The following is an 18,993-nucleotide window of genomic DNA, read 5'->3' as shown; positions in this document are numbered from 1 at the left end:
CCATGAGAACCCGTCGAATGCAAGCAGGGCGTAGTGCTCGATTGCGATGTGCTGCCGTGGTGGTGGCTGCCGGGATGATCGTGGCGGGTTGTGGGGGTGGTGGCGACGAGTCTGCGACCGGGCTGAGTGACGCGATCGGATCCACCAGCGACATCAACCCGAAAAGCGTCGATGAGCTGCGCGAGGGCGGCAATCTACGCCTCGCGACCACCGACTACCCCGCCAACTGGAACATCCTGTCCAATGACGGCAACAACGGCGAGATCGGCTACATCGTGCGCGCGATGCTGCCGCGGTCCTACGAGATCGACGCCGCGGGTCAGCTCAGCATCGATACCGATTTCTTCACCGATATCCAGTTGACCAGCACCGATCCGATGCAGGTGACGTATTCGATCAATCCGAAGGCGGTCTGGTCGGACGGTTCGCCGATCACCTGGGAGGATCTGGCCTCCCAGGCGCACGCGCTGAGCGGGCGCGACAAGAGCTATCTGATCGCGATCACCAACGGTTTCGAATTCGTCGACAAGGTAGAGCGAGGTGCCGACGACCAGCAGGCCGTCCTCACCTTCAGCAAGCCCTACGCCGACTGGCGCGGCCAGTTCTCCGGCAACTCTGCCCTCTACCCGAAGTCGGTGACCAGCACGCCAGAGGCGTTCAACACCAGCCTCGCCGAGGCGATCACGCTCACCGCCGGGCCGTTCACCGTCAGCGCCACCGACCGTGGCCAGGGCCGAATCACCCTGGGCCGCAACCCCAAATGGTGGGGCGACAAACCCGTTCTCGACACCATCACCTACAGCGTTCTCGACGCTACGTCGTGGGTCCAGGCATTGCAGAACAACGAAATCGACCTCATTCGCCTGACCACCCTCGACGACGTGAAAACAGTGCGCGGCACCGAGGGACTCGTGGTGCGCCGCGCACCCGGTAATCGCTGGCGCCACATCACCTTCAACGGCGCGCCCGGCTCGATCCTGGCCGAAGAGGGTGTACGCGTTGCCATCTCGAAGGCCATCGATCGCCAGGGCATCGTCAACGCGATGCAGAACGGACTGGTCGAGGACCCGAAACCGCTGAACAACCACATCTTCCTCCAGGGCCAAAAGGGCTACCAGGACAACAGTCTCGGCTTCGACCCTGCCGCCGCGGCGCAGCAACTCGACGACCTCGGCTGGAAACTCAACGGTGAAGTGCGCGAGAAGGACGGCCGCAAACTGGTGATCCGCGACGTCATGTACAACGACCCCACCTGGGTCCAGATCGCCCAGATCATCCAGCAGAACCTGGCTGCCATCGGCGTTCAGCTCAACATCGACACCAAGCCCGCCGCCGGTCTTTTCACCGACGTCATCCAGCCCGGAGACTTCGACGCCGCCCAGTACGTCTACGAGGGCGACCCCTTCCCACTGAGCAGCATCCGCCAGATCTACTACTACGACCCCACCGACCTCCAGTCCAACTACGGACGCATCGGCTCCCCCGAACTCAACGCCCTCATCGAGCAAACCCTCACCGAACTGGACCCCCAGAAGTCCATCGCCCTCGCAAACCAGGTCGACCGCAAGGTATTCGAAGAAGGTCACTCCCTCCCCCTGATGCAGTCCGACGGCAGCTTCGGCGCCCGCACCACCCTCGCCAACATCGGCTCCCCCGGATTGGCAACGTACGACTACACGAAGATCGGATTCACGAAATGACCACAGCAACGTACGCCAGGCGGCTCCGCCAGGCAGGTTTCCGCATCGCGGTGCCCGTTTTCGCTATGACGTTGGCGATTGGTGGTTGTGCGTCCGATGACAGTTCGCAGCTCGGCGCAGATTCCATCGGTGCCGTGAACGACATCAATCCCAAGGATGTCAGTGAAGTCCAGGACGGTGGCAACTTCCGCCTGGCGCTGACTGCTTTCCCTGAAACCTTCAATTCGGACCACGTGGACGCGAGTGCCGATGTCTCGGCAGTCGTCGGATGGACGCTGCCGGGCACGGTCACGTCGAACGCGGCGGGTGAGCTGTCGGTCGACCACGATTACTTCACCGATATCCAACTCACCGGCACCGCGCCGCAACAGGTGACCTACACCATCAATCCGAAAGCAGTATGGTCTGACGGCACTCCCATCACCTGGGAGGACATGCGCTCCCAGGCGCAGGCACTGAGCGGCAAGGACGTCGCGTTCCAGGTCCGCGGCACCGACGGATTCGACAGGGTGGAGAAGGTCGAGCGCGGCGTCGACGATCGCCAGGCCGTGGTCACCTTCGCCAAGCATTACGCCGAGTGGAAAGGCATGTTCAACCCGCTCTATCCGAAGGCATCCACCGAATCACCTGCCACGTTCGAAAACTGGGCACGTAATAGTCTGCCCGTATCCGCAGGTCCCTTTATGGTCGGCGCGATCGACCGCGCACAACAGCGCATCACGCTGAATCGCAACCCCAAGTGGTGGGGCAATACGCCCAAGCTCGACACGATCACCTTCGCCGTGCTCGACTACTCCGCGCGCATGGCAGCTCTGCAGAACAACGAACTCGACGCGGCTTCCGTTTCCGGCATCGAGGAAGTGAAGACTGCGGCCGGTTCGCCGGGGCTGGTTGTGCGGCGCGCGCCATCGACGACCTACTCGCACTTCACCTTCAACGGTGCCCCGGGTGCGATTCTCGAGGATCCGCAATTGCGGGTTGCGATCTCGAAGGCGATCGACCGACAGACAATCGCGAACGCACGCCAGAACGGCTTGGTAGAGAAGCCGGAGCCGCTGAACAACCACATCTTCATGAAGGGCCAGAAGGGCTACCAGGACAACTCCGCTCCATTGTCCTACGACCCTGCGGCAGCCGCCAAGATGCTGGACGACCTGGGCTGGAAGCTCAATGGTGAGGTCAGGGAGAAGGACGGGCGAAAGCTCGAGCTGACCGACGTCATGTACCAGCAGGACGCCTGGGTGCAGATCGCCACGATCGCTCAGCAGAATCTGGCCGCGGTGGGTGTGAAGCTGAATATCCGCACCGTGCCGGGCAATGGTCTGTTCAAAGATGTCGTCGACCCGGGCAACTTCGATATCGTCCAGTTCAGCTGGTCCGGTGGCATTCTGCCGCTCGGCGTACTACCGCAGATCTACGCCTACGATCCGAACAACCGGCTGAGCAACAAGGGTCGAATCGGAACCCCTGAACTCAATGCGCTGATCGAAGAGACCATCGCCGAGCTCGACCCGGAAAAGGCCATCGAGCTCGCCAACAAGGCCGACCGGATGATCTTCGATATCGGGTTCTCACTCCCCATCGTGCAGTCCCCCGGCGCGATTGCGGTGCGTTCTACGGTAGCCAACTACGGTGCCTTCGGTCTCGCATCGACAGATGCGACCAAGGTCGGCTTCGTCAAGTAACTCTCCGCCACGCGCGGAAAGGAAGGATCACCATGCGAATTCGCTCGCTGGGTACCAAGTTCGCCATTCCGTGCGTGGCGGTCGGCCTGATCCTGTCAGGCTGTTCCTCCGACAACGCCGTAACACCGGGCACCGCCACGATCGGCAGCACCAACGACATCAACCCCCACGATGTGGCGGACCTGCGTGATGGCGGCAATCTGCGGCTGGTGTTGAGCTCATTCCCGGAGTCGTTCAACTATCTGCAGGTCGACGGCGGCACCGAGAGCACCGGTGACGTAATCGAACCGACGTTGCCAGTGGCATACACCAGCAATGCGGCCGGGGAACTGGCGATCAACCACGACTACTTCACCGATATCCAGCTCACCGGCAACAACCCGCAGCAGGTCACCTACACGATCAACCCCAAGGCGGTGTGGACCGACGGAACGCCGATCACCTGGGAGGACATGCGTTCGCAGGCGGCGGCGCTGAGTGGACGTGACACGACCTATCTGATGACAGCCACCAGCGGCTTCGAGCGGGTGGAGAAGGTCGAGCGCGGGGTCGACGACCGGCAGGCGATCGTCACCTTCTCCCAGCCCTATGCCGAATGGCAGGGTCAGTTCAGTCCGCTGTATCCGAAGGCCACCACCGAGTCCGCCGCCGCGTTCAACGACCGCGATCGCAACGGGCTCGCGGTGAGCGCGGGCCCGTTCCAGATCAGCACGATCGATCGTGGACAGAACCGAATCACGTTGACCCGCAATCCGGCATGGTGGGGCGCGACCCCTAAGCTCGACACCATCACTTTCAGCGTGCTCGACAGTTCGGCGTGGCTGCCCGCGATTCAGAACAACGAACTCGACATCGCCTACATGTCCGGCATCGAGAATGTCACCGGCGCGAAGCAGGCCGCCGGCGTAGTGCTGCGGCGCACGCCGGAGCCCAGCTGGTCGCACATCACGTTCAACGGCGCTCCGGGTTCACTGCTCGAAGATCCGCAGGTGCGAATCGCTATCTCCAAAGCGATTGACCGTCAGGGCATCGTCAACGCGTCCCAGAATGGCGTAGTCGACGATCCGAAGCCGCTCAACAACCACATCTTCATGAACGGGCAGAAGGGGTACCAGGACAATTCTGCACCCATCTCCTTCGACCCGACCGCGGCCGCGAAAATGCTCGACGACCTGGGTTGGAAGCTCAACGGCGACGTGCGTGAGAAGAACGGCCGCCGCCTCGAGATCCGCGATGTGATGTACCAGCAGGACGGTTGGGTCCAGACCGCACAGATCGTCCAGCAGAATCTGGCACAGATCGGGGTGAAGCTGAACATCCAAACTGTGCCGGGTAGTGGACTTTTCAAGGATGTGATCGACCCGGGAAATTTCGAGCTGGCGCAATTCAGCTGGGGCGGTAGTTATCTCCCGCTCGGCGCGTTGCCGCAGATCTACGCCTACGATCCGAACAACTTGCAGTCCAACAAGGCACGGATCGGTTCGCCGGAGCTCAATGCCCTGATCGAGCGGACCATCGCCGAACTCGACCCCGACAAGGCGCGCGAACTCGCCAATCAGTGCGATCAGATGATCTTCGCCGAAGGCTATTCGATTCCGCTGAACCAGGCTTCGGGTACGTATGCGGTGCGGGAGAATCTCGCGAACTACGGCGCGTTCGGGCTTGCCACCGCCGACTACACCAAGGTCGGCTTCCTGAAGTGAGCGACGGCCCGGCGCGCGCACTCACCTATCCGCTGCTCGTCACGAGCGGCACCCTCGTGGTGATCGCCGCGTGGGTGCCGTTCGCGGATGTCGATCAGCTGAGTGCGCTCGCCGTGGTCGCTCTCGCCGTACTCGCCTATACCGCGTATCAAGGCGGACTTGCCTTCGGGGTTTTCCCGACGGGGCTGGTTGCGACAGGGACTGTGCGCGGTAGGCGGGTTCGGCAGCAGTATCGGCTGGTCAGCCGGTCGTGGCTGGAGATCAGCAGTGGTGATCGGATGGTGTGGCAGCCGGTGTTCTATGAGCCGTCGCTGTCGGTGCTCACTCCGGCCGAGCTGGAGCTGACCGATCGATCCATTCATGAGGGGGACACGCGATTCTTCCCCTCGGGGCGTGTGCGCACCACCGAGCCGGCGGGCAAGCTCGTGGACAATCCCTCCCGGCCCATCGATCCGCCCACGTTCGGGATCGCCCGCCGTCTGGTCCTCGACCTTCAGCAGGCGGTCGGCGCTCCCCTCGTCGGCCTGCTGTGGGTCTATGTCATGAACGGCGGAATCGGCGCGTTCGTCGCCACCACGACAGTCGCCGCCGCCGCCTTCACCTGGCTTTCCGCCATTCGGGGCTCCGACCCCAGCTGACCGCTTCTTTCTCCTGCGTGTCTATTGTTCCGGTATGTTCATTCCGAATGAACATCGCCAGGAAGTGAACCCAGTACGGGTCCAGCCCGCCGAAATCACTCCACGAACCGCTGTTCGTGCTCGCCCAGAACTCCACTGATCATCGCGATGAGTCGCTGGTGTGACCTATCGAAGACACCACGCATGTCGCCTGCCAGGCGGACCTGCAGTTGAGGATCCTGGACCAGCGCTCTGACCTGAGCGAGTTCAGATAGATCGAGGAGGGCCGCGATGGCATTGCCAATCCTGTGGGCGCCCGCCAGCGCAGTGTCGTAGTCATACATCTCGACCAGGTCGAAATGGCTCACGTAGAGCTCCTCGAGGAGCTGTGCCGTATCACTCCATTCGAGCATCGTCCTGAGGTCGACCGCGTCCTTCGCGCTGGTCCAATGCCGGTCATACCATGCGACCAGTTTCAGCAGCACCTGCGCGGCGATCGAAGGGATGCGAACCATCAGTTGGTCAGGGAGCAAGACCATTCGGCAGACCCGAAGGCTTCACGAAATCCCAGCGTGTTCATCGTGAAATCGCCAGGCCGGGTGACGGTCCGGTCGGCGCGTTCGATCGCGCCACAGGGAATGATATCGACTGGAATGCCGCCGATGGCGATCCGATGCGAATGCCGACCTCGGGCACCGAACATCGACCCGAGCCGCCACACTTCGTCCCAATCGGCAACGCCGACGGCGATGTCCACGTCATGGGTTGCCCTTTCGGGAGTCGCACCGGTAATACTGTGCGCCAACATATTCCGTGCCGTAGCGCCGACGACTAGGAATTCGACCCCGGTCCGGCTTGCGACAGCGTCCAATTCTCGAAGGACTGTTGCAGCCGAGTTGATCTCAGGATCTGTCGATTTCGACAAGTCGAGGGTCACCGCTTCTGATCCTTTCAGCATGAGCGCGTTGGCGAGGATCGCCAGATGTCCACATGTCGGCATAGATCAAAGTACTGGGCACCAATGGATCGAGCGGTTCAGTGGGCCTCCAAAATCGCTGTCGAATAATCACATTCGGCTCGCCATCGACTCGACGCCATCGACGCTCGGCGGCCAGCGCTCGGGGCAGAGCGTCCACATAGAGGATGCCTGTCGTCGAGCTAAGCTCGGAATCCAGTTGCGAGCCCGCCGCTTCACCTCCTAATTGCGCCCTCTCGTCGACAAGGGCAGACCTCGCTTCCAGCCACCAGGTATTGGAGTTGTCGGCGAAATCCGCCAGGCTGATCCGTGGCACGACTGCAGTAGAAAACGCCTCTGTCCAGCGGTCCAGCAGCTCGCGCCCGTTCAGAAGCTGCCGTTGACCGCCGACCGTCACCACGTAGCCACTGCGTTCCAGCTCGCTCACGACGATCTGTGTGGTACCGAGAGATACCTCGCTGCGCTCGGCGATGGAACGCAAGGGCGTGTAGATCGCATCGCCCCAGCTGAGAAGTGTGAACAGCACCTTTGTCCCGGTGGGACTGAACGCTCGAGGAGCGCGCGCGGAGGCTGGTCTCGCCGTGGATCGCCCGGAATTGCCCACGACGGACACATACAGCGATGGCCACGCGAGAGTCATATTGCCGACCGTGTCTACGAAGTCGATCTCGCGGTCCTGCAGAACTTCGGCCGCCTCGCGCGAAATGTGCGGCGCTACCAGGAGCAGTGGTAGCTCGGTCGAACGCAGCGCACGAGCGACCGAACTGGTGATGCGTCCGCGGATTTCAACGACATACGTTCGATCACCGCGAGAGCCCGCATCGAGTCGTGCGATCAGATCGGAACCGGAGCCAGGCCGCTCGGTGGTTTCCAACGTCTCGAAGGAAACTCCACGGGCATCGAGATGGCTCCTGGCCGCGTCAAGGATGTTCATCATTCCTTGACGTTCATTCAAGGTGAACATGGGTAAATAATGAACGTTCATGACGCGACGCACAAGACCCCGCGCCACTCGGGATGGTGGACACCAAACTGGTCTGACCACTTGACCTCTTACCGCCGAGGGCGCATCATCGGGGTATGGCATGGACTCCCGTGGTGAAGCGCTCGGTTTCCGGTGATGTGTTCGAGCAGATCGCCGCCGAGGTGCTGGGCGGGGAGCTGGCGGCGGGAAGCACGCTGCCGAGTGAGCGGCAGCTGGCCGAGGCGCTGGGGGTGTCGCGGCCCGCGGTGCGGGAGGCGTTGCAGCGGTTGGCCGCGGCGGGACTGGTGGCCGTTCGGCAAGGCGAGGCGACGACGGTGCTCGACTATCGGCGCAGCGCCGGGCTGGAAGTGCTTCCGCGACTGCTGCTTCGGGGTGATTCGATCGATCCCGCGGTCGCTCGCAGCATTCTCGAGGCGCGGCTGCACAACGGGCCGAAGATCGCCGAGCTGGCCGCCGCGCGGGTTCGATCGCGAGGGGCGGACGATCCGCGCGTCGCGAGCGACCTGGCGCTGTTGGGCGACTCCGTCGATTCCCTTGTCGCCGAATCGGATCCACTCACCCAGCAAAGAATCGCCCTCGAATTCTGGGACCACATCCTCGACCTCGCCGATTCGATCGCCTTCCGGCTGATGTATTCCATGCTGCGCGCCGCCTACGAACCCGCCTTGGCCGCGCTGGCGCCGATCATGTCCGCCGAGGTGGGCAATGGCGTCGCCTATCGAGACCTGGCCGCCGCGATCGCCGCGGGCGAGCCGGAACGGGCCGCCGACACTGCCCGAGCACTGCTCGGGCCGGCGACCACCGCCCTGATCCATGCCCTCGACGGGGCATGATCCACCCGAGGAATGACATGACCGATCACCGTCCGACAACGACGTCGCACGATTCCGACGAATCCCGTGCGACCGAAACCCGCCGAACCCCTGACCGTGGCTCGCCACGGTCGATCCGGCGCAGCATGCCCCTGAGCGAGGCGGCCCGCGAATTCCTCCGGCATCCGTCACCCTGGATGATCGCCGCGGTCTTCGTGGTCGCGGCGAGTACCCGCATCGCCATCGGTGACTGGCAGCTCACCGATGCCCTTGTCCCCGTGGTGATTCTGGCCGTGTTCCCGCTCATCGAGTGGATCATCCACGTCACCGTGCTGCACTGGCGTCCACGGCATCTCGGCCCGCTGACTCTCGACAGCGAGCTGGCCCGCAAACACCGCGAGCACCACGTCGACCCGCGTGACATCCCGCTGATCTTCATTCCGCCGAAGTCGCTGCTGCTCACGATCGTCGCTCTGGTCGCGATCGCCCTGCTCGCCTTCCCCCGCACCGGCCTCGGCCTCACCTTCCTGCTGACCATCACCACACTCGGCCTGCTCTACGAGTGGACGCACTACCTGATCCACACCGACTACAAGCCGAAACACGCCCTGTACCGAGCGGTTTGGCGTAACCACCGCCACCACCACTACAAGAACGAGCACTACTGGTTCACCGTGACCACCTCCGGCACCGCCGACCGCCTCCTGGGCACCGCCCCCGACCCGGCCACGACACCGACCTCCCCCACGGCGCGCAACCTCCACGCCGGCTAGATCCCAGGCAACACCTCGGGGCAGCACTCGGACCCGGCTCGCACCATCAGGCGAGCCGGGTTTTTGCTTGACACATTAATACCCTAGGGGGGTATGGTACCGAGCACGGGACGCACTCCGCTCGAAAGGACGAAAGTCGTGACTACGCAATCGCAATCCACCAGGAAGTGGTGGGCGCTGGCGGTGATCGCCGCCGCGCAGTTCATGGTCATCATGGACACCTCGATCATCGGGATCGCGCTGCCCAAGATGCAGGCCGAACTCGGTTTCACGCCGGGCAATCTGACGTGGGTGTTCAACGCCTACGTGATCGCGTTCGGCGGTCTGCTGCTACTCGGCGGCAGGCTCTCCGATCTACTCGGCGCTCGCCGGGTATTCGCCGCGGGCTGGGTGGTGCTCGGCCTCGGCTCCGTCATCGCCGGTGCCGCGGGCAATGTCGGCGTCGAGCTGGCCGGTCGGGCGATTCAGGGTGGTGGTGCGGCGCTGATCGCGCCTTCCGCACTCACGCTGCTGATGATGCTGTTCGGCGGCTCGCCCCAGGAGCTCACCAAGGCGCTCGCCGTGTATGGCGCGGCCGCGCCCGCCGGCGGTACCGCGGGCGTATTCCTCGGTGGCGTGATCACCGAATACATCAGCTGGCCTTGGGTTTTCTACATCAACATTCCGATCGCCGTGCTGGCGCTGATCGCCGTGCCGCTGCTGATGCCCGCCGCTCCGGCGCGCAAGGGGTCCATCGATATCGCCGGATCCGTCACTGTGACAGCCGGTTTGGCGGCCGCGGTGTACGCGATCGTGCAGGCACCGGAGGTCGGTTGGGCCTCGGGTGAGACCTGGGGTGTGCTGGCGCTGGCCGCCGCGCTGCTGGCCGGCTTCGTCGCCATCCAGTCCCGGCGTGGCGAGCCGCTCATGCGGCTGAGCATCTTCCGCGCACCGAACCTGGCCGCCGCCAACTTCGCCCAGTTCGCGCTGGCCGCCGCGTGGGTACCGATGTGGTTCTTCCTCAACCTGTACCTGCAGCAGGTGCTCGGGTACAGCGCGTTCCCGTCGGGTGCGGCACTACTGCCGATGACCACGCTGATCATGCTCGGCATGGTGGTGCTCGCCCCGAAGGCGATGCAGCGTTTCGGTGCGAAACCGATGATCGTGACCGGCCTGATCGTGCTCGGCCTCGGCCTCGGGGTGATGTCGCTGGTGCGGCCGACCGGCAACTTCTGGATCGACGTGCTGCCCGCCTCGCTGATAGCCGCAGGGGGTATGTCGCTGGCCTTCATTCCCTCGCTCGGCACCGCCATCTCGGCGGCACGACCCGAGGAAGGCGGGCTGGCCTCGGGCATCGTCAACGTCAGCTACCAGGTGGGTTCGGCGCTCGGCCTGGCCGCGATGACGGCGGTGGCCGCCGCGTTCGGCGCGAGCGAGCTCGGCGACGCCTCGGCACTGACCGACGGCTATTCCGCGGCCTTCCTGGGGGCGGGCGTGCTCGCCCTGGCAGGCGCGGGAATCACCGCGGCGACCATGCGGACCCCGGCCGCCGACAAGGCCGGCGCGACTGTTTGACAAAGTACCCTAGGGGGGTATGGTAATGATCGAGAGCGAAACGAGGAGAGTTCCATGAGCACCACCACTGTCACCGTCACCGGCATGACCTGCGGCTGCTGCGTCAACAAGGTCCGCGACAAGGTCGGCGCCCTGCCCGGCGTCACCGGTGTCGATGTCGACCTGGCCGCAGGCTCGGTAACCATCGACGGCACCGAGCCCGAACGCACCGCCCTCGCCGACGCCGTAGCCGCGGCCGGCTTCCAGCTCGCAGACTGAACGGATACGGAGCATCCCGATGAACGCAACAGGCAAGTTCGCCGGATTCACCCTCGGCCTCGCGGCGGTCTTCGGGATCGCTCTGGGCGCAGGTGCCCTGGTCGGTCCGCAACCTTCCGAACCGGCCGGGCACGGCGAGCACTCGACCGCGGCGGCACCGTCCACCGATCTCCCCGGCGGGCTGCTCGCGACCGACCAGGGCTACACGCTGGCCCTGGACAAGCCGAACACCACCACCGCACCGCAGTCGCCCACAAGTTTTCGCATCCTCGACGCGAACGGCGCACCGGTGACGAAGTACGTGAACAGCCATGACAAAGACCTGCACCTGATCGTGGTCCGACGCGACATGGCGGGCTTCCAGCACGTCCACCCGGTCCTCGATCCGGCCGGAACCTGGACAGTCCCGCTGAACCTCAGCCGGGGCGGCGACTACCGCGTCTACGCCGACTTCACCCCCGAGGGTGGGTCGAACCTGACGCTCGGCGCCGATCTGCGGGTCGCGGGCAACTACGACGTGCAGGCACTGCCCGCCCCCGCCGCCACCGCGCAGGTCGGTGAGTACACGGTCGCGCTGAACGGCACGGTCGCCCCCGGCGCCGCGTCGAAGGTGACGCTGTCGGTCAGCCGCAACGGCACCCCGGTCACCGACCTGCAGCCCTACCTCGGGGCCTACGGTCACCTGGTAGCCCTGCGCGCCGCCGACCTCGCCTACCTGCACGTTCATCCCGAGGGCACGCCCGGCGACGGAGTCACCCCCGCCGGACCCGGCATCGACTTCATCGTGAACGCACCGAGCGCCGGCGACTATCGCCTGTTCCTCGACTTCCAGCACCAGGGCGTGGTGCGCACCGCCGAGTTCACGGTGCGGGTCGCCGCGCCGAACGCCACCGGTGCGAGCAACCCCGCCCCGACCAGCGCGCCCGCCGACCACGGCACCCCCGGCCACGGCCACTGACCCCACCTGTTTCACCCGTGATCGCTCAGCAAGAATTGCTATCAGGAACGAAGGAGCACCCCATGACCGCCGTGACACACCCACCGGGCACCGGCCAGGTAGAACTGGTGATCGGTGGCATGACCTGCGCTTCCTGCGCGAACCGGATCGAGAAGAAGCTCAACAAGCTCGACGGGGTCACCGCCACGGTCAACTACGCGACCGAGAAGGCGCGCGTCGACTTCACCGGTGACGTCTCCCCCGAGGCGCTGATCGCCACCGTCGAGCAGGCCGGCTACACCGCGGCACTCCCCGCGCCGAAGAAGCCCGAGACCGACGAAACGCCGGTCGCCGACGCGGACCCGACGGCCTCGCTGCGCACCCGGCTGATCGTGTCGGCGCTGCTCACCGTGCCGGTGATCGCGATGGCGATGATCCCGGCGCTGCAGTTCACCAACTGGCAGTGGCTCTCGCTCACGCTGGCCGCACCGGTAGTGATATGGGGCGCGCTGCCCTTCCACAAAGCCGCGTGGACCAACCTGAAGCACGGCACCGCCACCATGGACACCCTGGTCTCGATGGGCACGCTCGCCGCGTTCGGCTGGTCGCTGTACGCGCTGTTCTGGGGCACGGCGGGCACGCCGGGAATGAAGCACCCATTCGAGTTCACCATCGCGCGGATGGACGGCACCGGCAGCATCTACCTCGAAGCCGCGGCGGGCGTGACCACGTTCATCCTGGCCGGGAGGTATTTCGAGGCACGGTCGAAGCGACGGGCGGGCGCGGCACTGAGGGCCCTGCTCGAACTCGGCGCGAAAGACGTCGCGGTTCTTCGCGGCGGCGTCGAGACGCGAATTCCGGTGGAACAGCTGGCCGTCGGTGACGAGTTCATCGTGCGGCCGGGCGAGAAGATCGCCACCGACGGTGTGATCACCGAGGGGACGTCGGCGGTCGACGCGTCCATGCTCACCGGCGAGTCGGTGCCGGTCGAGGTCGGCGTCGACGATGGCGTCACCGGCGCCACCGTGAACGTCGGCGGACGACTCGTCGTGCGCGCCACCAGGATCGGCGCCGACACTCAGCTCGCCCAGATGGCACAGCTCGTCGAGGACGCGCAGACCGGCAAGGCGCAGGCACAGCGGCTGGCCGACCGGATCTCCGGCATCTTCGTCCCGATCGTCATCGCGCTCGCCGTGGCCACCCTCGGATTCTGGCTCGGCACAGGCGGATCCATCGCCGCCGCCTTCACAGCGGGCGTGGCGGTGCTGATCATCGCCTGCCCCTGCGCCCTCGGCCTGGCCACCCCGACCGCGCTGATGGTCGGCACCGGACGCGGCGCGCAGCTGGGCATCCTGATCAAGGGACCCGAGGTGCTCGAATCGACCCGCAAGGTCGACACCATCGTGCTGGACAAGACCGGCACCGTCACCACCGGCAAGATGACGCTGCTCGACGTGATCCCCGCCGAGGGCGAACTCGGCAGCAAGGTACTGGAACTCGCTGGTGCGCTGGAGGATTCGTCGGAGCACCCGATCGCGCAGGCCATCGCCAAGGGCGCACGCGACGAGTTCGGCACCCTGCTGCCGGTGGAGGGTTTCGCCAATGTCGAAGGCCTCGGCGTGCAGGGCGTGGTCGACGGTCACGCGGTGATCGTCGGCCGGGCGCGACTGCTGGCCGACTGGTCACAGCCGCTCGACGAGACGCTGGAAACCGCACTGGCGGAAGCGGAATCGGCGGGCAAGACCGCGGTCGCGATCGGCTGGGATGGCAGAGCGCGCGGCGTGCTGGTTGTCGCCGACGCGGTGAAGCCGAGCTCGGCGCAGGCCATCGCGCAGTTCCGCGAGCTCGGGCTGACGCCGATCCTGCTCACCGGTGACAATGCCCGCGCGGCCCGCACCATCGGCGACGAAGTGGGCATCGACGAGGTCATCGCCGAGGTGCTGCCGCAGGACAAGGTCGACACCGTCAAGCGGCTGCAGGCCGAGGGCAAGGTCGTCGCCATGGTCGGTGACGGCGTCAACGACGCGGCCGCCCTGGCCCAGGCCGACCTCGGCCTGTCGATGGGCACCGGCACCGACGTCGCCATCGAGGCCAGCGACCTCACCCTCGTCCGCGGCGACCTCCGCGCCGCCGCCGACGCGATCCGCCTGTCGCGGCGCACCCTGGCCACGATCAAGGGCAACCTGTTCTGGGCCTTCGCCTACAACGTGGCCGCCATCCCCCTGGCCATGGCGGGCCTGCTCAACCCGATGCTGGCCGGCGCCGCTATGGCGTTCAGCTCGGTCTTCGTGGTGAGCAACAGCCTGCGCCTGCGCCGGTTCAGGTCGACCGCGCAGTAGGCCCTCGGCCAGAGGCGAGGTCCGTGGATCTACGGACCTCGCCTTGTCAGAACAGGTACTGCTGGTCTGCCGAGATGAAGAAGCCGTGACCGCCGGCGTCGCAGCGGACGCCCTGCTGGGTGGAGGTGCAGGCGGCGCCGCGGACGATGATGGTGTCGCCGTAGTTCAGGGTCTTTCCGCCGCCCTTGTTGGTGCCGTCCACCGGCTCGCCGACGAAGAAGCCCTGGTTGGTACACAGGAATTCCGCTGTGCCGCCGTAGATGTGGGCGGCGACCTTGCGGGCCGGCGAGTTGTCGCAGGTGGGGAGTTCGGGCGGGATCACGTGTGTATCGGCCAGCTGGCAGCCGACGCCGAGGGTGCCCTCTTCGACGAAGCCGCACAGGATGTTGCCGGTGGGCGACTGGAAGTAGAAGTTGTTGCGCTGCTGGTAGTCGCGGGCGTCGACGGTGGCGTCGTCGCGGGTGGGCAGGTCGGCCGGACTCGGGCCGGTGCCGGGCGCGGTGGGTGGCTCGTTGGAGGCGGGCGCGACGGTCGAAGCGTTGCCCTGATCCGCGGGCTGGGTGGTCACCGGAACGCGCGATTGCGTGGACGCACCGTCACACGCGGCGAGCCCACCGGCGAGCACCGCCAGCGCGGCCACCGCGATTACTGATCTCATGATCTCTCCCCTCGATGTCCGACCCCATTCGAAGGAAGAATCGACAGCAGGAGCGGATTCGTTTCCTTCGCTCATGAACCGTGACCCACCCGAGGTGAGCCCGTGACGACAGCTCAGCACGTCTGGTACGCCGCGTACGGCTCCAACATGCACGCCCGGCGGTTCGCCTACTACCGCGAGGGCGGCACCCCGCCCGGAACCGACCACACCTATCCGGGGTTCCGTGACCGGTCCGCACCGGCCGCCGTCGCACCGCTCGACCTACCGGGAAGCCTGTATTTCGCCTGGCAGAGCCCCGTGTGGACGGGCGGAGTCGGGTTCTATGCCGCGCGCCCGGCGGCGGGCTGGCCGATCGGCGCGGCGGCCCGGGGGTACTTGCTGACCGTCGGTCAGTTCGGCGACCTGCTGGCGCAGGAGATGTATCGAAGCCCGGCGATCGACTTCGATCCGGCGCCGGTTCTCGCCGACGGTGCGGTGCGGCTCGGGCCGGGGCGGTACGAGACGGTGGTGCACGCGGGGACGCACGACGGGATTCCCGTCCTCACCTTCACCTCACCGTGGGACCCGGAAACCGTTGCGCTGCGACGGCCCTCGGCCCGATATCTGACGATGATCGGCGCCGGGCTGCGCGAATCACACGGCTGGGAGCCCGATCGCGTCGTCGAGTACCTGCGGGTTCGGCCCGGAATCGCCGGGCACTGGACCGAAGCCGACCTGCGCGGCGCGCTACTCGGCGGCACCGGACTCGAGCCGCCCTAGATTTTCGTCGCGCCGATCGCGGGTACTCCCCTGGTGCGGGACGTCGACCACCGGGAGCACACGCATGGAGTGGTTCACGGCACCGGAGTACTGGCAGGGCAGGCTGATCTTCCAGCGTGGCCTGGCGGTGATCTACGCCCTCGCCTTCCTGACGGCGGCGCTGCAGTTCCGCGCGCTCCTCGGTGAGCGCGGGATGCTGCCCATCCCGCGATACCTGGCCCGGACGCCGTTCCGCCGTTCACCCAGCCTGTTCCACCTGCGCTACTCCGATCGGTTCTACGCGGGCATCGCCTGGTTCGGTGCGGTGCTCGCGGCGGCGGTCGCGCTCGGCCTCGCCGATCTGGTGCCGCTGTGGGCGGCCATGGCGCTGTGGTCGCTGCTGTGGGCGCTGTATCTGTCGATCGTCAATGTGGGGCAGACCTGGTACTCGTTCGGCTGGGAATCACTGCTGCTCGAGGCGGGGTTCCTGGCGATCTTCCTCGGCAACGACACCGTCGCGCCGCCGCTGCTGGTGTTGTTCGCCGCGCGCTGGCTGCTGTTCCGGGTGGAGTTCGGGGCCGGGCTGATCAAGATGCGCGGCGATCGGTGCTGGCGCGACCTCACCTGCCTGTACTACCACCACGAGACCCAGCCGATGCCCGGTCCGCTGAGCTGGTTCTTCCACCATCTGCCCCGGCCGCTGCACCGGGTGGAGGTCGCCGCCAATCATGTCGCGCAGCTGATCGTGCCGTTCGGGCTGTTCGCGCCGCAGCCGGTGGCGAGCGTCGCGGCGGGCATCATCATCGTCACGCAGTCGTGGCTGGTGGTCTCCGGCAATTTCGCCTGGCTGAACTGGGTGACTCTGCTGCTGGCCACCACCGCCGTCAGCGCGTACCCGGTACTGCCGGACGCGCCGCCGGTGGCCGAGCCGCCCGGATGGTTCCTCGGCGCCGTCGTCGCCTTCGTCGCGATGGTGGTGGTGCTGAGCTTCTGGCCGGTGCGCAACCTCCTCTCCGCACAACAGGCGATGAACGCCTCGTTCGACCCGTTGCACCTGGTCAACACCTATGGCGCGTTCGGCAGCATCACCAGGGTTCGCCAGGAGATCGTGCTCGAGGGCACCGATGCCACCCACCTCACGCCGGACACGGTGTGGCGCGAATACGAGTTCAAGGGCAAACCGGGCGACCCCCGGTACCGCCCACGCCAGTGGGCGCCCTATCACCTGCGGCTGGACTGGTTGATGTGGTTCGCCGCGCTGTCGCCGGCCTACGCGCGATCGTGGGCACTGCCGCTGACGATCCGGCTGCTCGACAACGACCCCGATACCCTGCGCCTGCTGCGGCGCTGCCCCTTCCCCGGCGCACCGCCGCACTACGTGCGCGCCCGGCTGTACGAGTACCACTTCAGTACGCCCGCCGAACTGTTCCGCGAACGGATCTGGTGGCGCCGAACCCTGATCGGCGAGTTCCTGCCGCCGCTGAGTCACGCACGCCTCGACCGGCACCGGGAATGAGAAAAGCCCGGCACGATGGCCGGGCTTTTCGTTGAGCGGATGACGAGATTCGAACTCGCGACCCTCACCTTGGCAAGGTGATGCGCTACCACTGCGCCACATCCGCGTGCCTTCCGAAACCGATCCGGCGAGCGCCGGTGACTTCGTCGTGCGAGTACGAACTTTAGCGCGAAACTCCCGAACTACGAAATCCGGGCTCACTCAGCACCCGGGTCGGCGGTGAGGACCCGCGTCGGCGGACACCGTTAAGCAGGTCACAAGGATGCGGAAAAGGCTGCGGGGGAAGGTCTTTCGCAGGCGGTCCTGACCGCGTGAATCATGGGAGGAACGGCAATGAAGTCTCTGGGGATGATCGCGGCGGGTGTTGCGATGACGGCGCTGACCGTGTTGGGGGCCGGACCGGCGCACGCCGACTTCACCGACCCGGTGGAGTACACCGACAGCGGGGAGAACGTGGAGGACGAAGGGTTCGGGGAGTACGCGGTCAACCGTTCCGACCCGAACTCGTGCCTGGTGGTGCAGAACCACACCGGCGGGCAGGTGACGGTTCGGTTGAACTACCCGACCAGCGGCGGAAAGTGGCTGTTCAACCACGATCAGGTCGGTGTGCTGATGCGCAACGGCAAGGTGGTCACCTCACCGTCCGGGAATTGGAATGTGCGGACGAACCCGCCGATCAGGTTCAACTGGGTCTACGACGGCAATATGAACACCCGCAGGGGCTGCAACGGGTCGTGGGTGCTGACGATGAACTGAGCCGCAGGGGTCCGGTGCGCCGCCACGCACCGGACCCGCCCGGTCAGCTCGGCTTCGACGCGCCGCCTGCGACGACGGGGGCGAAGGCGGCGCGGTGGTCGGCGGCCCAGGCGGCGTAGCCGCGAGGTGGTCTGCCGAGGACGCGCTCGATGTCGTCGGTGATGAGTTCGTTGTGGCCGCCGCGGATGAAGGCCTGGCCGGTCAGTGAGCCTTCCACGAAAGTGGGCGGAAGACCCGCGGCGACCATGAACGCGCGGGCGTCGGCTTCGGCGATGTCGGTGACGGCAATCGGGCGGTCGAGAACCCGCGCGAGAACGTCGGCCTGGTCGCGGGCGGTGTGCAGGTCGGGGCCGGTCAGTGTGTAGATGCGGCCGTGGTGGTCGTTCGAGCGCAGCGCCGCCGCGGCGACCGCCGAGACATCGCGTGGGTCGACTACGGCCTGCCTGCCGTCGCCGGTGAGGTTCGGGACGGGGTGGCCGTTGCCGAGCGGTTCGATCCAGCTGAACGTATTCGACGCGAAAGTGTTGGGGCGCAAGATCGTCCACTCCAAGCCGGAGTCACGCACGGCCTGCTCCCCTGGCACATGCCAGGAACCCGGCACGCCGAGACGTGGGTCGCCGGTGCCGACCGCGGACAGCTTCACCACTCGCCGCACACCGGCCTTTCGCGCGGCAGCCACCAGTGCGGCATCGGTGCCGGTGCCGTCCGGGCCGGGGATCCCGACGAGGAACGCGGCCTCTACGCCCGTCATGGCGGGCCCGAACGTCGCCGGATCGCGGTAGTCCACCCGCACCACCTCGACTCCGGCGGGGAACCCTGCCCGCGCCGGGTCGCGGGTCGCCGCCCGGACCGCGACGCCCTCGGCTGCCAGCTGTCGGACGATGTCGCTTCCGATGGTGCCTGTCGCACCGGTGATGAGGATCATGGAACGAGCATGGCCGCCGGGCTGCCTGCGGATATAGGAGAAATCGGCACGGACATCCCGC

18 protein-coding genes and 1 tRNA gene are annotated in these 18,993 nt (G+C 66.1%); 13 read left to right on the top strand and 6 right to left on the bottom strand.

The window, feature by feature from the left end; all coding sequences use genetic code 11:
- Window positions 1–2: 2 nt before the first annotated feature.
- The 4 genes from ACFTS5_RS30850 to ACFTS5_RS30835 are packed head-to-tail and all read left to right on the top strand — an operon-like array spanning window position 3 to window position 5,726.
- Entirely contained in the window at window positions 3–1,700 is a 1,698-nt protein-coding gene (locus ACFTS5_RS30850) for an ABC transporter family substrate-binding protein (RefSeq protein WP_378637952.1), read from the top strand.
- Entirely contained in the window at window positions 1,697–3,385 is a 1,689-nt protein-coding gene (locus ACFTS5_RS30845; protein WP_378637950.1) for an ABC transporter family substrate-binding protein, read from the top strand. The genes ACFTS5_RS30850 and ACFTS5_RS30845 overlap by 4 nt, the downstream gene beginning before the upstream one ends.
- 32 nt (window positions 3,386–3,417) lie before the next feature.
- On the top strand, window positions 3,418–5,088 hold the full coding sequence (locus ACFTS5_RS30840) for an ABC transporter family substrate-binding protein (protein WP_378637948.1): 1,671 nt from the start codon (window positions 3,418–3,420) through the stop codon (window positions 5,086–5,088).
- Entirely contained in the window at window positions 5,085–5,726 is a 642-nt protein-coding gene (locus ACFTS5_RS30835) for a hypothetical protein (RefSeq protein ID WP_378637946.1), read from the top strand. Before ACFTS5_RS30840 ends, ACFTS5_RS30835 begins: the two co-directional genes overlap by 4 nt.
- Before the next feature lie 95 nt (window positions 5,727–5,821).
- Here ACFTS5_RS30835 and ACFTS5_RS30830 read toward each other — a convergent pair whose 3' ends face one another.
- The 3 genes from ACFTS5_RS30830 to ACFTS5_RS30820 are packed head-to-tail and all read right to left on the bottom strand — an operon-like array spanning window position 5,822 to window position 7,645.
- Entirely contained in the window at window positions 5,822–6,220 is a 399-nt protein-coding gene (locus ACFTS5_RS30830) for a hypothetical protein (RefSeq protein WP_378637943.1), read from the bottom strand.
- Window positions 6,220–6,642 carry a hypothetical protein gene (locus ACFTS5_RS30825; protein ID WP_378637941.1) on the bottom strand — a complete coding sequence of 141 codons (423 nt, stop codon included), beginning with the start codon at window positions 6,640–6,642 and terminating at the stop codon, window positions 6,220–6,222. The genes ACFTS5_RS30830 and ACFTS5_RS30825 overlap by 1 nt, the downstream gene beginning before the upstream one ends.
- Window positions 6,608–7,645 carry a type IV toxin-antitoxin system AbiEi family antitoxin gene (locus ACFTS5_RS30820; RefSeq protein WP_378637938.1) on the bottom strand — a complete coding sequence of 346 codons (1,038 nt, stop codon included), beginning with the start codon at window positions 7,643–7,645 and terminating at the stop codon, window positions 6,608–6,610. The genes ACFTS5_RS30825 and ACFTS5_RS30820 overlap by 35 nt, the downstream gene beginning before the upstream one ends.
- Before the next feature lie 116 nt (window positions 7,646–7,761).
- Between ACFTS5_RS30820 and ACFTS5_RS30815 the strand changes: the two genes are divergently transcribed.
- The 6 genes from ACFTS5_RS30815 (at window position 7,762) to ACFTS5_RS30790 (ending at window position 14,339) form a co-directional block, all read left to right on the top strand.
- Window positions 7,762–8,499 carry a FadR/GntR family transcriptional regulator gene (locus ACFTS5_RS30815; protein WP_378637936.1) on the top strand — a complete coding sequence of 246 codons (738 nt, stop codon included), beginning with the start codon at window positions 7,762–7,764 and terminating at the stop codon, window positions 8,497–8,499.
- Between the two features lie 125 nt (window positions 8,500–8,624).
- Complete coding sequence (locus ACFTS5_RS30810) at window positions 8,625–9,251, top strand: sterol desaturase family protein (RefSeq protein ID WP_378638102.1); 627 nt, start codon at window positions 8,625–8,627, stop codon at window positions 9,249–9,251.
- A 138-nt stretch (window positions 9,252–9,389) separates the two neighbouring features.
- Window positions 9,390–10,805, top strand: a complete 1,416-nt coding sequence (locus ACFTS5_RS30805; RefSeq protein ID WP_378637933.1) for an MFS transporter — start codon at window positions 9,390–9,392, stop codon at window positions 10,803–10,805.
- Between the two features lie 54 nt (window positions 10,806–10,859).
- The gene (locus ACFTS5_RS30800) at window positions 10,860–11,063 is read left to right on the top strand and encodes a heavy-metal-associated domain-containing protein (protein WP_101464960.1); all 204 of its coding nucleotides are present in this window, start codon (window positions 10,860–10,862) and stop codon (window positions 11,061–11,063) included.
- 19 nt (window positions 11,064–11,082) lie between these two features.
- Window positions 11,083–12,021: a hypothetical protein gene (locus ACFTS5_RS30795; RefSeq protein ID WP_378637930.1), complete on the top strand. Its 939-nt coding sequence runs from the start codon at window positions 11,083–11,085 to the stop codon at window positions 12,019–12,021.
- Between the two features lie 62 nt (window positions 12,022–12,083).
- Complete coding sequence (locus ACFTS5_RS30790; RefSeq protein WP_378637927.1) at window positions 12,084–14,339, top strand: heavy metal translocating P-type ATPase; 2,256 nt, start codon at window positions 12,084–12,086, stop codon at window positions 14,337–14,339.
- Window positions 14,340–14,385: 46 nt separating this feature from the next.
- Here the strand turns inward: ACFTS5_RS30790 and ACFTS5_RS30785 are convergent, their stop codons facing one another.
- Window positions 14,386–14,997, bottom strand: a complete 612-nt coding sequence (locus ACFTS5_RS30785) for a DUF6636 domain-containing protein (RefSeq protein WP_378637924.1) — start codon at window positions 14,995–14,997, stop codon at window positions 14,386–14,388.
- A 102-nt stretch (window positions 14,998–15,099) separates the two neighbouring features.
- Here ACFTS5_RS30785 and ACFTS5_RS30780 point away from each other — a divergent pair, with 102 nt between their 5' ends.
- Together ACFTS5_RS30780 and ACFTS5_RS30775 are read left to right on the top strand one after the other, a co-directional pair.
- Window positions 15,100–15,756, top strand: coding sequence for a histone deacetylase (locus ACFTS5_RS30780; protein WP_378637921.1), 657 nt, complete (start codon window positions 15,100–15,102; stop codon window positions 15,754–15,756).
- Window positions 15,757–15,820: 64 nt separating this feature from the next.
- Window positions 15,821–17,251 (top strand): lipase maturation factor family protein, encoded by a 1,431-nt coding sequence (locus ACFTS5_RS30775; RefSeq protein ID WP_378637919.1) that lies wholly within the window; start codon window positions 15,821–15,823, stop codon window positions 17,249–17,251.
- Between the two features lie 34 nt (window positions 17,252–17,285).
- Here ACFTS5_RS30775 and ACFTS5_RS30770 read toward each other — a convergent pair.
- A tRNA-Gly gene (locus ACFTS5_RS30770) sits at window positions 17,286–17,357 on the bottom strand.
- Between the two features lie 227 nt (window positions 17,358–17,584).
- On the opposite strand from ACFTS5_RS30770, the gene ACFTS5_RS30765 reads away from it, so the two are divergent.
- Window positions 17,585–18,007: a hypothetical protein gene (locus ACFTS5_RS30765; RefSeq protein ID WP_378637916.1), complete on the top strand. Its 423-nt coding sequence runs from the start codon at window positions 17,585–17,587 to the stop codon at window positions 18,005–18,007.
- 43 nt (window positions 18,008–18,050) lie between these two features.
- Here ACFTS5_RS30765 and ACFTS5_RS30760 read toward each other — a convergent pair whose 3' ends face one another.
- Window positions 18,051–18,932: an NAD(P)H-binding protein gene (locus ACFTS5_RS30760; protein WP_378637914.1), complete on the bottom strand. Its 882-nt coding sequence runs from the start codon at window positions 18,930–18,932 to the stop codon at window positions 18,051–18,053.
- Window positions 18,933–18,993 lie beyond the last annotated feature (61 nt).

Origin of the sequence: Nocardia sp. NPDC056952 (assembly GCF_042674185.1) — a bacterium.
Classification (GTDB): Bacteria; Actinomycetota; Actinomycetes; order Mycobacteriales; family Mycobacteriaceae; genus Nocardia.
This window is presented reverse-complemented; position numbering and strand designations above follow the sequence as displayed.